This window comes from Acidocella aluminiidurans, assembly GCF_055383125.1.
This window is the reverse complement of record NZ_AP031589.1, coordinates 2,352,827-2,365,764: the sequence shown is the minus strand read 5'-3', so window position 1 is coordinate 2,365,764 and position 12,938 is coordinate 2,352,827. Positions and strand designations below refer to the sequence as shown.

Below are 12,938 nucleotides of genomic sequence, written 5' to 3'. Positions count from 1 at the left end.
CGGGAGTATTTCATGTTCCGGTACAGCGGCAAGATGCGAAGGTCAACCGGGGCTGTTCAGAAAATTTCGTAAATCGGCAATATCTCTTTCCGAAAATTGCGTTTGACCGCCAATTCTTGAATGAATTATTTGCATGCCTGTTGTGCCCACAAGCTTCTGATGCCGAAACCAGGTCATCTGCCGCTTGGTATATTGAAAGGTGGCGAGGCAGGCGCGGGCTTTCGCCTCTTCCAGGCTGATCTCGCCGCGCAGATGCGCCGCCAGCTCCGGCATGCCATGGGCGCGCAGCAGCGGGGCGTCCGGCGGCAGCGCTTGCGCCAGCAGCGCCCGCGCCTCCTCCAGCGCCCCGCCGTCCAGCATGGCGGTGAAGCGGGTTTCAATGGCGGTTTTCAAATCCGGACGCGGCGGGTCGAGCAGGATCATTTTCAGATCCCAGCCTTGCAGCCGGTCGGTCGGCTGCGCCTGCCAGTGGGCGATGCCCTTGCCGGTGCCGATCAGCACCTCATAGGCGCGGGCGATGCGCTGGCTGTCGCCGGGCTTCAACTTGGCGGCGGTCGGCGCATCCAGCCGCGCATGCAGCGCTTCCGGGCCGATCTGCGCCAGCAGCGCCCTGGCCTCGGCGCGGGCGGTCTCGCCAGGGTCCGGAATATCGGCGATGCCGTTCACCAGGGCGGAGAAATACATGCCGGTGCCGCCGCAGAGGATGGGATAGCCACAAGCCGCCATCTCCGCCTTCGCCGCCTCGCGCCACCAGGCGGCATTGGCCGGCTCATGCGCCGCGCGCACGCCGTAGAGCCGGTGCGGGGCCTGGGCTTCGTCTTCCAAAGAGGGGCGGGCGGTGAGCAGGCGCAGTTCGCGGTAGCATTGCATCGCATCGGCATTGATGATGGTGCCGCCCAGTTCGCCGGCCAGAGCCAGGGCCAGGGCGGATTTGCCGCTCGCCGTCGGCCCGGCCAGGATCAGCCCCCGCCGTTGCTCTAAGCCGTTCTCTGCCCTATCCGTCGCGTCCATGACATCCGCCCAATCCCATATCGTGACGCTCGTGGCCAGCATCGAGGCCGGCACCCTCTCCGCCCAGGACGCCGCCCGCGCCTTGGCCTATTCGGAAGGGCGCAACCTGACCTGGCTGGATGAGGGCCGGGCCGTGGAATTCCATGCCCCGCGCGCCCCGGACCGGTCGGCGATCGCGGCCATTCTCAGCCATAAGGCGGTGGATATTTTCCTCACCAAGCCGCGCGGCCGGCGCAAGGCGGTGCTGGTGGCGGATATGGACTCAACCATCGTCACCGCCGAGACGCTGGATGAGCTGGCGGCCTTCGCCGGGTTGAAGGAAAAGATCGCCGGCATCACCGCGCGGGCGATGAACGGGGAGCTGGATTTTCATGCCGCCATCCGCGAGCGCGTCGGGCTGCTGAAGGGGTTGCCGGTGGCGAAGCTGGAGGAATGCTGGAAAGAGATCCAGTACAGCCCCGGCGCGAAGACTCTGGTGGCCACCATGAACAGCTTCGGCGCCACCACGGCGCTGGTCTCGGGCGGTTTCACCTTCTTCACCGCCCGGGTGGCGCAGGAGCTGGGCTTTGCCGTCCACCGCGCCAACACGCTGCTGGATGACGGAACAGCGCTGACCGGCGAGGTCGGCGAGCCGATTTTGGACAAGGATACCAAGCTCGCTTCGCTGAACGAGCTCGCCCAGGCGCGCGGCGTGCAGCTGAGCGCGACGCTGAGCGTGGGCGATGGCGCCAATGATCTGCCGATGCTGAAGGCCGCCGGGCTGGGCGTGGCGTATCGTGCCAAGCCGGTGGTGGCGGCGGAAATGGTGAACCGCGTGGTGCATACGGATCTGACCGCGCTGCTCTTCGCGCAGGGCTATCCCGCATCCGCGTTCAAAGGCTGAAATTGTAAGGAAAACCCTGGTAGCGGCGGAAGGATTTGAACCTCCGACCAAGGGATTATGATTACCTTAGTCTCAAACGCCATAATCTTAGTTATAAACTACAAATAATGGAAATACAATAAGCTTATTTTGCTCTGGGTATTCCGCAGGTATTCAAATCTGCGGCATCTCACCGAAAGATAGCTCCAAGATTCGTTGTCAAGGAAAATTTACGACTGTCATAAAAATTTCATATAACTATGGCATTTCAATAATGCGGCGAGCGCCAGTGAGGTGGTAATCTGTCCTCAATTAGCCAATCCAGGCTCATGTATTTCAGTAGTGCCTTTCATGTCCCTTAACCCTCAACCCAGCCAAGAAAAATTTGTTGTCAGAAAAATAGCCTATTCAGTCGAGGAAGCCGCCGTTTCCATAAGCGTATCGAGAGCCACGATGTGGCGCGAGATGAACGCCGGTAGAATCCGGGCAGTCCGGCAAAACGGTAGGACTCTTATCCTACACACCGCGTTAGTTGCCTACGTCGAATCGCTTCCGTCATGGAAGCCGGTATCTGGGCGTGCAGCCTAAATAGAATTTATGACGTATTCAAATTCGACTGCCCTCCAACAAACCGCCATTGACCAAGCCGCATTCGGCTGGCTTTGCGCATTGCCTTGGACGCACGCGCTGACTCTCACCTACCCAGTCGTAAAGTCGGCTGCTGGGGAGGGAAGGCGGATTGATGGAACGACGGGAACGGTGCAACTTGTTCCCGGCGTCAAATCCTTCTCGAATCGCCCCGCCCCTCACTGGGCATCAACGACCGACGCAGCGCTTCGCCGCCACCTTTACGAGCTTTCGGCGAGGGTGGATGGTGGGCTCTTCGGATGCCGCTTCAATGAGAAGCCGTTGTCCGGTCGGTCGAATTTCTTCGCATTCCCTGCGGGCACACAGCCTGGATGCATGTTGCACGTTCACATGGTCTGGACCGTCCCGCAGGATCGTTGGAGCACTTTTGAAAACTTGTTTGCCGATGGCGCGCAGAAAACGCCATGGACGCAAGTTGTGGTTGCTGGAACCCATAAGTGCGAACGAATTTACGACGTCGAAGGTTGGATCAAATATTGCGTGGGTCAAAGCTCATTGCACGAAATGATCATCAGCCAAGAACTCGTAACTGTGTGAAGTCAGAGGGTCATTTCTCTCGATAGGACGAAGCGGCACCCGCGCGTTCCCGATAGTAATGAATATCAGAGAAATTTGAGCCATTTTTCATTGGGAAGAGTGGCAATAGAAAATTATGTCAAAAGCTAACGATACACAGAATAGGGACATGCGCCATGAGATTAGAAGAGATAAAGCCAGTTAAGGTAATCAAACCAAAACCCGACTAAATTAAGATGCTACCAACAATGAAGCCATTACAAAACCTAAAACCGATCAAACACATTGAGCCGGGAGACACCCCAAAGAAACATCCGGAACACAAGCCAAAAAAGAAATCTTAAAAGAAACAATGAAGAAAAATGGAGGCTATGCCTCCATTTGAATTGACGCAGACATTAATGTTTGGTGGAGCCTTGCAACTGCGTTTCAGCCCATTTGTTCATCTCGCCGGAAATACCGTCGGGAGGGCAGCCCCCCCTATACCACATTGCACGGTCGCCGTCGAAAAGTATAAATTCTTGCGCAACATCGGTGCAAAAATCATGAGGCGGTAAAGACGTCTTTGCATTCCACAAACTGGCAGCCAAGTTCTTCACAACGGCGATAGCCTCGGTGCTAACTTTTACTGAGGTCTTCTTCTGCACGGTTGAAGTCCGCGTTGAACTATCAAAGATCGTTGTGATGGACGCAACAGTCTGATGATCAAAATCGACGACCGTCCACTCCCCAATAGGTGAAATGAAACTCCCCGTAGCCTGAACGAAACCATGTGTTGGGAGCGTTACACCAGGCGTCGCAAAGGTATTATCGAGCGATTGGCTGTTGCATATTCCACTTGGAGGACAATTATTGTGCATGTCGCCATCGTATAATGGTGGAACTGCGCTTGCTGTATGCCCAATCAGAAAAATAGACAGGAAAGTTAGCAGTCCAAAAAAATGCCGGGGTTTTTTGCTTATAAAATAGGAAGCGAAGCCGTTGATGATTTGCATTAAAACACTCCCGTTATCAAGAGTTAGGCTTTCCGCACTACCTATTAGTCTGCAACGAATTCGCTAATTATCATCGAGAAGGAACGATTACAAATAGGCTTATATTCCTGAACTCTGCCTATGTCCTGTTGTGATTGCTGATGCATACTGGCCGCCGTGCGGCCAGTATGCCGTTTTAGCTCTCGTTTTTTGGTTCAGACAGCTTGTCCAGATAATCAGCATACTTCTGCAAAGCGTCTGCAACCTGCCCTTGCGGTCTTCCTCGGATATATTTGCCCAAGGCTGCCGAGTATATGTTTTTGTGATTCAATGCCGAATCAACGATAATTGCATCGATACCAAGGTCGTTTGCCATCGCAGTAGCTCCTGTTCGGCGAAGGTCATGCCGATGCCAACCGGCGGTTTTACTCTCTTTTTGAAGCACTTTTGTGAAACGATCCCAGTTGGTAATGGGCTTGTTGCTGCCTTTCACATTTGGAAAGATGAGGTCTGTCGGCTTGCTTTTTGCTGGCTTGTGATTTGTGAGGAAATCCAACGCCTGCTTCGGAAGCTTCAAAACCAGCGGCAACTCGTTTTTGGTCTCCCTGACGGTCCAAACCCCCAGCTCGAAATCCACATCTTGCCATTTGGCATTGCATGTCTCGTTAAGGCGGCAGACCGTCCAAATAACGAACTGCATCGCGCGAGCATACATGGAGGGGGAGGCTTTGAGCGATTTGAGTATGGCGGTGAGTTCATCTGGTGAAAGAACCCTGTCCCGTTCATTTGCCGGTTTAGTCTCGATTCGGGTCAGTTCCCACTCCGCATAGCCCCGTTTCACCGCCCATTTCATGACCGGTCGCAGGTTTCTACCGGCGAAATAGGCTGAGGGGGCTTTGTGCCAATTATCCATGGCGATTTGGAAGTGAGAAGGCTTTAATTTGGAGAGCCTTGTTCTCAACAGCCCCGCGAAAACGCGCCGCACCCTGATTTCCGAATGTGCCCATGTCTTCGGTGCGTCCCGGCTCGCCTTGTAGGTGTCGAGGAGGTCTTCCAGCGTCGATACCTGCCCTGCTGCCCCAACCCCTTGGCAAGGCGTTTCTCGGCTATTGGATCGCGCCCGTGCCGCACCTCCTCGCGAAGTTGCCGTGCCTTGTCTCTGGCATCAGCGATGCCGACGGCGGGATACGCGCCGAACGGAAACAGCCGGAACTTTCCTTCCGAGTCCCGGCACGCAAGATTCCACATCCGCGTCCCGGAAGCCCCTATGCGCAGGCGCAGCCCTTCCTGGGTGCTGTCGGTCAGGTCAATACGCTTCTTCCCGTCCACTGCCTCGCGTGTAGCCCTGTTGATGGCTGGATCGGTGAGATGGATGGTTGTCATGCATTTGCTCCGATGACGCGGAGGTGAATACCCGGCGGTAGCCGAGTATTCAACGGGTATTCGCCGAAAGCGAGACTGTGGCGCACTTCGTGATACGGGATGAGACGGTTAAGACCATCCGCGAAGCAAATTTTGCCTGTGGATAAGCGGAAAATACGGCTGATTTCTGGCAGTTTCTTTGCCACATGAGATACCATGAGACGATAAGAAACTGGTAGCGGCGGAAGGATTTGAACCTCCGACCAAGGGATTATGATTCCCCTGCTCTACCACTGAGCTACGCCGCCACAAGAGGTGAGCGTGCGGGTACTTCGCCGCGCGGCAGAAGTCAATGGTGGTTAAACCGGCACATGGACGTAAAAAAAGCCCCGGACGTGCTCCGGGGCTTTTTCCGTGGAGGCTGGGCTTCAGCCTTCCATGTCGTTGGCGATGCTGGCCAGCACCTGCGGGGATTTGGATTTCAGCACCATGAACCAGATCAGCCCGAGGATGATATAGGCCGCGAAGATCTGTGGCAGATACTGGTCCGGCGCGGCCGGCCAGGGGATCACGGAGCTGTAGATCACGAAGCCCATCAGCGCCACGCCGACCAGGCTGCAGATGATGTTCCAGGCGCTGAGCTTGCCGGTCTTGGCGACATCCAGCGAGGAAACGATGGACACGCCCAGATACACCACCACGAAGCCATAGGTGGAAATCGTGCCGCCGATATTGAAGGCGTTGAGATAGCCCTGGGTGATCGCCAGGCCGAGATAGCCGATCATCACGATGACGGTGCTGAAGCCCACCGCGACATAGGGCGTCTGGTGGGTTTTATGCACCAGGCCCATCGAGCTATGCAGGAACTGGTAGCGGCCCATGGAGAAGAGCATGCGCGAGCCGGCATTCAGGCACGCCAGGGCGCAGGCGAAGGCGCTGATGGTGGCGGCGAAATAGACCACGGCACCGGCCCAGGGCAGATGCGCCGCCTTGGTCATGTCGGAGAAGGGCGAGGCGGAGTTGCCCATGGCGGTGGTGTTGTCGCCCGAACCCATGACCATGAAATAGCTGGTGACGACGAAGAACAGCCCGGCGGCGGCGGCGGAGCCGATGACGGCGAACGGCACGGCGCGCTGCGGGTTGCGGGCTTCCTTGGCCAAGGTGGCGCTGCTCTCGAAGCCGACGAAGCTGAACACCGCGAAGGCCATCGCGGACATCATGCCGCCGACCGGCATATGGCTGAAATCCAGCTGCTTGGGGTCGATCACGGTGCCCTTCTGCGCCACCACCATGGCGATGATGACGACGATGATCGCCATCGACAACGCTTCCAGCAGCAGCCCGGCGCGCGAGGACATCTTGATGTCGCGGAAGGAGGCGAAGGCGACGAGGCCGAGGAAGGCGGCGCCGTACACGCCGAGGCTAAAATTATTCAGGCTGAGATTGAACGGTGCCAGGATGGTGTTGATGTAGAGCGGCGCCGCGGTGACCACGGCGATGGCGCAGGCGAGATAGGCCAGGATCATCAGCCAGCCGGCCATCGCCCCCGCCACCGGGCCGAGATTGCGGCCGATATAGACGAAATAGGAGCCCGCCTCCGGATGGCGCTTGGCCAGGGTGGAGATGTTCGCACCCACGAACACGCAGCCGATGGTGGCGATGAGATACGACACCCAGGAGGCGGTACCGGCGATGCCGGCGACCACGGCGATATTCAGCGCCGGGGTCAGGGTGGGCGAGATATTGGCGATCGACTGGCCGATCGTCTCCGGCAGGTTCAGCGAACCCTGCCTCAACTTCGCTTCAGTCTGGTGCGCCGCGATGTCCGTGGTTGCGACCATACTCTTCAATCTCCTTGCTGGAAGCCTGTCTCCCGCCAGCGCCGGGCGCCGGCGGGGTCTGTTGTTGCGGCAATGCAAACGCCGTGCCGTTTTTGCGTATGCCCCCGGGGAGGCCGCCTAATGCGCGCAGCATCCGCCGCCATGCAGTTTGCTGGCGCGGTTGGTCTCCGGGGCGATGTCGATGCCGGGATTCTGGTTGAAGAAGCCCACCGGCATCAGCTTGAAGCCGGTTTTGATGCAGGGCTGCACCGGAAAATCCTCCGGCCGGGGCTGGTGGTGCAGGCCAAAGACGTGCCAGAGCACCAGATCGGTATTCTCCAGCGCCCGATCCTGCTTGACGAAATCCGCCACCCCGCCTGATCCGTCAGAATGGTTCATATATTCCCCGGCGGGAAAGCGCTCCTCCTCGGAGAATTTCGTCACCCACAGATGGTTCTGCATGAAATTAGACCGGATTCCGGACGGAGATCCGGGGCGGAAGAAGGGGGTGAGGGTAGATTCCGGCATCAGCTTATAGCCGACCGGCTTGCCGGTATGGTTCAGCTTGTTGGGGTTGATCACTTTCCAGTAGCGCTGGGTCGCCGGATTGGCGGTGCGGCAGGCCTCCAGCTCGGTCTTCAGCACCGTATCCTGTTGGTAGAAGGCGTTGCCGTAGGGGTTCTTGGCCTCGTCCTCCTCCGCATAGCTGTTGCATTCGACAATGGAATTGCCCGGCCCGTCCACCGCCATCTCCAGCCTGGCGCAGAAAGCGTGCTGATGGATATGGCCCTGCAGGCCGGGGGCCACTTCAACCCCGTATTTGGTGGGCTGGCCGGGCAGGCAAGCGGAGGTGTTGATGATGCCGGTGGCCTTCATCTCGAAGGCGATCTCGCCGGCCTGGTCGAAATACCAGTAGAAGGCATATTCGTAATTGCCGACGGTGCAGATCGAGGAGATCACCAGCTTGCGGCCACGCCGGACCTCGGTGCGTTCGGTACGGAAATCCCAATGTTTCCAGAGGATGCCGTTATCCTCCTCATGGATGCAGATGGCCTTCTCGATCTTGAAAATGCCGCCTTCCATGGTGTTCAGCTCGGCATCCAGATAGGCGATATGGCCCAGGCAGTCGCAGCCCAGCTTCAGCGAGTTGGTCAGCTTGCCCAACCCATATTCGCCGATATCAAACACATTCTTGCGGAAATGCCCGCCCTCCGGCACGCCGTAGGGCACCACCATCTCGGCGATGGAGGCTCGGGCCACGATCGGCCGGCCGTCATAGGCGATGTCGTGCAGGGTCAGCCCCTCGCGGGCGTTGAAGCCGATCACGCAGCGCCATTTATCCCAGCTGATTTCGCGGTCCTTGAGCACGAAGCTGGCCCCTTCCGGCTGGATGATGTCCAGCGGCTTCAAGGGGGCGCGGAAATCCTCGCGGAACTGCGCCTCGTAATTGAATTCCGCCATCGGGATCGGCAGCACGCCGTAATCATCGACGCGGATCACCTTGCCCGCCTTGATATCGACCACGGCGTTGATGCCCTCGATCGGGTGGGCGTAGAAATTCTCGTTCTCATACAGGCGCAGCCAGCAGAATGTGTGGGAAAGATAGCCGCCTTCCTCGCCCTTTACGCCGAAATTCCCGGCCGACCACGGGTCGACGCAGACCTTGCTCATATCGGTGACGCCGCGCTTGGCGCAGGCGGCGATGAAATCTGGATGGGCGCGGACGATATCCTCGATCTGGATGAATTGTTCGAGCTGGATCATCGGCCGTGCGTCCGGATGGAAGCTCTTTGCGGTGACGAGATTGTCGGCCAGGGACAGGCTCAGGCGCCAGACGCCCGGCGCATCGGCCAGGAAGATATTGGCGCGGGCCTCGCGCGGGCAGGGCTGGCCGGCGCGGTAGGCGGCGAGGGCAGCGGGGCTGGGCTCCTTCAGCTCGATCACCTCGAACAGATAATCCGGCCCGAATGCCGCATCGGCGCGGATGATCGCCACCACCTGCTGGATTTCGGCGGCGTCCAGCGGGGTGAGCGGGTGGCGGGCGCCGTTCCTCAGAGCCGGCGTGGCCGGGGTTGGCAGATGCAGATCGTCCATCGTCACACTCCTGGTTTTGGTCAGTTCTGCCGTCCTGAAGGCAGGTGGCTGTTTGATGCCAGGAGTAGAGACGAAGATGCCGGCGGCGCGCTTGACATTTGGTGTCAAAATCGGTGCAGCCAGCAAAGCTGTTGAGAGTGGCGGCGCAGAAACTGGGCTTGGTTTGCATCGTAAATGGGCGATTGCTTATTCTTGTGTGATTTTTTGCTTTAGCGTAAAAAATCTTTCCTGAAAGGGTGGGCGCATGGGTGTGGAGCCGCATATCGCCGCCGCTGCCGCGGCAGGGATCGAGGCGCTGATCGGCCAGTGTGGCGGGGACGCGCCGTCCTTGCTGGCCGGGCTGGCCTTGCCCGCCGGCCGGCTGGCCGACCCCACCCAGCGTTTGAGCCTGATGGCCTATTGCCGGCTGTTTGAGCAGGCGGCGGCGCAGACCGGGCTGGATGATTTCGGGCTGCGCTTTGGCCAGCAATACACGCCCGAACAGATGGGCGCGCTGGGGGCGCTGGTGCTGGCCTCGCCGGATCTGGGGGCGGCGCTGCGCAATCTCTGCGCCTATTTCCCGGTGCTGCAGGAGCATTCCTGCCTGCGCCTGCGCGCCCAGGGGCCGATAATGGCGCTGGAATATCAGATCGGCGATGGGCGGATTACCCAGCGCCGGCAGGATGCGGAGCTGTCTTTGGCGGTGTTCGCGGGGATATTTCGCCGCGCTCTGGGGCCGGGCTTCGCGCCGCTGGAGGTGCAGTTCGAGCATCTGCGCCCGGCCGGGGCACGCGCCGCGGCTGGCTTCCGCGCCCCGGTCTATTACGCGGCGCCGCGCAATGCGCTGCTGTTTCCGGCGGAGTTGCTGGCGGCGAAGATGCCCGGGGCGGATGCGGCCCGGCTGCCGGGGCTGCTCGCGGCGCTGCGCCCGCAATTGGCGGATGGGGGAGCGCGGGATTTTGTCGGCCAGGTGCTGGCGCTGATCCGGGACGGGTTTCTGAGCGGCGCGGCGCAGATCGACCAGGTGGCGCAGCGTCTGGGGGTGAGCCGGGCCGGGCTGCATCGGCGGCTGCGCCAGGAAGGGGTGGCGTTTTCGGACCTCACCGCCCGCATCCGCCGCGAGCTGGCCGAGGATTATGTCGCCCAGCCGGGGATCGCTTTCACGGATATCGCGCTGCTGCTGGGATATTCCGAACTCAGCGCCTTCACCCGCGCCTTCACGCGCTGGACGGGGCGCTCCCCCGCGCGGTACAGACAAGCGTGCCTACACGCTCCCTGATCCTCGCCAGCGCCTCCGCCAGCCGCAAAGCCATGCTTGCCGGGGCCGGGGTGAATTTCTCGGCGGTGGCCTCGTCCGTGGATGAAACCGCGCTGAAATCTGGCTTTACCGGCGCGCCCGAGGCGCTGGCGGCGGCGCTGGCGCAGGCCAAGGCGCAGGCGGTCTCCGCGCTTTATCCCGGGGCGCGGGTGATCGGCGCCGACCAGGTCCTGGTCTGCGACGGCGTGGTCTATGACAAGCCGGCGGATCTGGCGGCGGCGGCCAACCAGCTGCGCGGCTTTCGCGGCCGCACCCATGAGCTGATCAGCGCCGCCTGCCTGGTGCAGGACGGGGCGCTGCTCTGGGCGCACACGGCGCGCGCACGGCTGACGATGCGCGAGTTCAGCGAGGATTTTCTGCAGGACTACCTGGTCGCCGAGGGCGATGAGATTCTGCATTGCGTCGGCGCCTACCGGCTGGAGGCGCAGGGCGCACAGCTGTTCGAGCGGATCGAGGGCGATTATTTCACCGTGCTCGGCCTGCCGCTGCTGCCGCTGCTCGGCGCCTTGCGCGCCCAGGGCGTGCTGCCTGGCTAGCTACTCCTTGGCGTCCAACAGCTTCTGGATCGCCGCCACCGTCTCCGGCGATAAATTCCGCAGCTCCTTGGCCAGCCGGTTGGCCAGTGCCGTCTGCGCCGCGCTCAACCCCGCGCTGTTGAGCTTCAGCCTGGGGCGCGATTGCCGGGCCAGGGCCGCCAGCTCATCCGCATCATCCCAGATCAGCCCGAAAAACTGGCAGACCTGATGCACCAGCCCGGCGGAGGGCGCGCCCCGCCGCCCATGCTCCAGCGCCGAGAGATAGGCCGGCGAGACCTCCAGCGCCGCCGCCATGTCCTTCAGCAGAATGCCCCGCTCCTGGCGCAGCGCCCGCAATTTCTCTCCGAACGGTGTCATCCCCGGCGCCGGCGCAGCAGCACGCGAATGGCCCCCATATTGCGCGCATGCGGGTGGGCGAGGCCCAGGATCAGCGGGCGCATCGCCGGGGTATTGAGCCAGTGCGGCAGTTCACGCGCCAGAATCTCACCATTACCGGTGACGATCTCCACACAGCGCAGCCCCGTTGCCTGCGCCATCTCCAGAAACCGCGTCACCTCGGTATGCGCCCGCGCGGCGGTGTGGCCGTGCAGATCCAGCTTCGCCTCGGCGCGGATTTTCTGGCCCCGGAATTTCGACCAGGTGGATTTATCCAGCCCCGCCGGCGGCGCATTCACCGCCAGCCAGGAGGGGCTGGGCAGTTTTACGCGCGGCGGCTCGGGCGCTGGCGCTTCCGGGGCCGGTTCCGGAGCCGGCGGCGGCGGCGGCAAGGGCGCGTGGCGGCGGCCTGGCATCAGCCGGCTCAGCGTGCGCCCATAGGCCGCCCACAGCTCCAGATCCTCAGCCGAAAGCCCTTTCGGCCGGCGGGGCGCTGGTTTTTCCAGCGCCCCCCGTCCCACCTGGTTGCGTCGCGCCATCTAAGCTCAGGCGCCGGGCGGCTTGAAGAAAAGCGCGGCGGCGGCGGCATGCGCCTGCTTGGCCTTGATCTCCGCCTCCACCCGGCGGATTTCTTCCTGCAATTCCGTAATATAAAGCCGCAGCTCCTCCACCCCGAGCGTGTCCAGAACCGGCGGCTCCAGCCTCTTTTTCTTCCGTGGCGGCAGGTCTTCTTCAGAAAATGTCATGGTTTGGACTTGACCAAAAGGTGGCGCGGGCTCGATAACCCCGCCAGTTGTACTTGCGGGGCCGAAGCGAGTAACTATGTCCGTTTCGGGCGCCTCGGCCCGAAACGAGAAAAGGTAATCGATCCATGTCCTTGCCCTTGATGCCCAAAGCTACCGCAGTCTGGCTGATTGACAAGACCGGCCTCACCTTCGAGCAGATCGCGGATTTCTGTGGCATGCATCCGCTGGAAGTCCAGGCGATCGCGGATGGCGAGGTTGCGCAAGGGATTGTCGGCTATGATCCGGTGATGAACAAGCAGATCACCGCCGAGGATATCCAGCGCTGCGAGGCTGACAGCTCCCGCCGGCTGAAATTGCTGCCGCAGCCGGAAATGCACAAGAAGCAGAAGGGCGGGCGCTATACCCCCGTGGCCAAGCGCAATGACCGCCCGGACGCCATCGCCTTCCTGCTGCGCTCCTACCCGCATCTCACCGACGCGCAGATCGTCAAGCTGCTGGGCACCACCAAGGACACCATCCAGAAGATCCGCGACCGCTCGCACTGGAACGCCGCCAACATCAAGCCGCGCGACCCGGTGATTTTGGGGCTGTGCAAGCAGTCCGATCTGAACGATGCGGTGAATGCCGCCAATGAGCGCGTCACCCGCGAAGGTCTCACCCCGCCGCCGCCGCCCGGCCCGGCCGAAGCGGCCTGACA

The 12,938-nt window shown here is 60.8% G+C and carries 16 protein-coding genes and 1 tRNA gene; 7 read left to right on the top strand and 10 right to left on the bottom strand.

The annotated features are described in order from the left end of the window. Positions 1–42 precede the first annotated feature (42 nt). The gene (gene miaA, locus ACZ46S_RS11785) at positions 43–1,011 is read right to left on the bottom strand and encodes a tRNA (adenosine(37)-N6)-dimethylallyltransferase MiaA (RefSeq protein WP_464061871.1); all 969 of its coding nucleotides are present in this window, start codon (positions 1,009–1,011) and stop codon (positions 43–45) included. On the opposite strand from miaA, the gene serB reads away from it, so the two are divergent. The 3 genes from serB (at position 1,010) to ACZ46S_RS11770 (ending at position 3,058) form a co-directional block, all read left to right on the top strand. Next, the gene (gene serB, locus ACZ46S_RS11780; RefSeq protein WP_464061870.1) at positions 1,010–1,894 is read left to right on the top strand and encodes a phosphoserine phosphatase SerB; all 885 of its coding nucleotides are present in this window, start codon (positions 1,010–1,012) and stop codon (positions 1,892–1,894) included. The two genes, miaA and serB, sit on opposite strands and share 2 nt — an antisense overlap. Positions 1,895–2,224: 330 nt before the next feature. Beyond that, entirely contained in the window at positions 2,225–2,461 is a 237-nt protein-coding gene (locus tag ACZ46S_RS11775; protein ID WP_464061869.1) for a helix-turn-helix domain-containing protein, read from the top strand. Between the two features lie 9 nt (positions 2,462–2,470). After that, positions 2,471–3,058, top strand: a complete 588-nt coding sequence (locus tag ACZ46S_RS11770) for a hypothetical protein (protein ID WP_464061868.1) — start codon at positions 2,471–2,473, stop codon at positions 3,056–3,058. A 377-nt stretch (positions 3,059–3,435) separates the two neighbouring features. On the opposite strand, the gene ACZ46S_RS11765 is transcribed toward ACZ46S_RS11770, so the two are convergent. The 6 genes from ACZ46S_RS11765 to ACZ46S_RS11740 all read right to left on the bottom strand — a co-directional run bounded on the left by ACZ46S_RS11765 (position 3,436) and on the right by ACZ46S_RS11740 (position 9,287). Continuing rightward, complete coding sequence (locus ACZ46S_RS11765; RefSeq protein WP_464061867.1) at positions 3,436–4,032, bottom strand: hypothetical protein; 597 nt, start codon at positions 4,030–4,032, stop codon at positions 3,436–3,438. A gap of 175 nt (positions 4,033–4,207) precedes the next feature. Next, a complete protein-coding gene (locus ACZ46S_RS11760; RefSeq protein ID WP_464061866.1) occupies positions 4,208–4,924 on the bottom strand; it encodes a tyrosine-type recombinase/integrase in 717 nt (238 codons plus the stop codon). Between the two features lie 44 nt (positions 4,925–4,968). Then, entirely contained in the window at positions 4,969–5,394 is a 426-nt protein-coding gene (locus tag ACZ46S_RS11755; RefSeq protein ID WP_464061865.1) for an Arm DNA-binding domain-containing protein, read from the bottom strand. Between the two features lie 212 nt (positions 5,395–5,606). Further along, positions 5,607–5,681 (bottom strand) — tRNA-Met (locus ACZ46S_RS11750). A gap of 120 nt (positions 5,682–5,801) precedes the next feature. Next, the gene (locus ACZ46S_RS11745) at positions 5,802–7,214 is read right to left on the bottom strand and encodes an APC family permease (protein WP_295743126.1); all 1,413 of its coding nucleotides are present in this window, start codon (positions 7,212–7,214) and stop codon (positions 5,802–5,804) included. Positions 7,215–7,331: 117 nt separating this feature from the next. Beyond that, positions 7,332–9,287 carry a primary-amine oxidase gene (locus ACZ46S_RS11740; RefSeq protein ID WP_464061864.1) on the bottom strand — a complete coding sequence of 652 codons (1,956 nt, stop codon included), beginning with the start codon at positions 9,285–9,287 and terminating at the stop codon, positions 7,332–7,334. A gap of 76 nt (positions 9,288–9,363) precedes the next feature. Here ACZ46S_RS11740 and ACZ46S_RS11735 point away from each other — a divergent pair, with 76 nt between their 5' ends. Genes ACZ46S_RS11735 through ACZ46S_RS11725 form a run of 3 tightly spaced genes read left to right on the top strand, consistent with a single transcriptional unit; the run spans position 9,364 to position 11,120 of the window. Beyond that, positions 9,364–9,519 (top strand): hypothetical protein, encoded by a 156-nt coding sequence (locus tag ACZ46S_RS11735; protein WP_464061863.1) that lies wholly within the window; start codon positions 9,364–9,366, stop codon positions 9,517–9,519. Positions 9,520–9,531: 12 nt separating this feature from the next. Further along, positions 9,532–10,545 carry an AraC-like transcriptional regulator QhpR gene (qhpR, locus tag ACZ46S_RS11730; RefSeq protein WP_464061862.1) on the top strand — a complete coding sequence of 338 codons (1,014 nt, stop codon included), beginning with the start codon at positions 9,532–9,534 and terminating at the stop codon, positions 10,543–10,545. Then, positions 10,527–11,120, top strand: a complete 594-nt coding sequence (locus ACZ46S_RS11725; RefSeq protein WP_464061861.1) for a Maf family protein — start codon at positions 10,527–10,529, stop codon at positions 11,118–11,120. The genes qhpR and ACZ46S_RS11725 overlap by 19 nt, the downstream gene beginning before the upstream one ends. Here ACZ46S_RS11725 and ACZ46S_RS11720 read toward each other — a convergent pair whose 3' ends face one another. From ACZ46S_RS11720 to ACZ46S_RS11710, 3 genes are read right to left on the bottom strand one after another with little or no spacing between them, the layout of a single operon-like run. Continuing rightward, positions 11,121–11,477, bottom strand: coding sequence for a helix-turn-helix domain-containing protein (locus tag ACZ46S_RS11720; protein WP_295738690.1), 357 nt, complete (start codon positions 11,475–11,477; stop codon positions 11,121–11,123). It abuts the gene before it with no gap. Next, the gene (locus ACZ46S_RS11715) at positions 11,474–12,034 is read right to left on the bottom strand and encodes a Smr/MutS family protein (protein ID WP_464061860.1); all 561 of its coding nucleotides are present in this window, start codon (positions 12,032–12,034) and stop codon (positions 11,474–11,476) included. Before ACZ46S_RS11715 ends, ACZ46S_RS11720 begins: the two co-directional genes overlap by 4 nt. Before the next feature lie 6 nt (positions 12,035–12,040). After that, positions 12,041–12,241 (bottom strand): DUF1192 domain-containing protein, encoded by a 201-nt coding sequence (locus ACZ46S_RS11710; RefSeq protein ID WP_295738684.1) that lies wholly within the window; start codon positions 12,239–12,241, stop codon positions 12,041–12,043. A 125-nt stretch (positions 12,242–12,366) separates the two neighbouring features. Here ACZ46S_RS11710 and ACZ46S_RS11705 point away from each other — a divergent pair, with 125 nt between their 5' ends. Then, positions 12,367–12,936: a DUF1013 domain-containing protein gene (locus ACZ46S_RS11705; RefSeq protein WP_008494932.1), complete on the top strand. Its 570-nt coding sequence runs from the start codon at positions 12,367–12,369 to the stop codon at positions 12,934–12,936. Positions 12,937–12,938 lie beyond the last annotated feature (2 nt).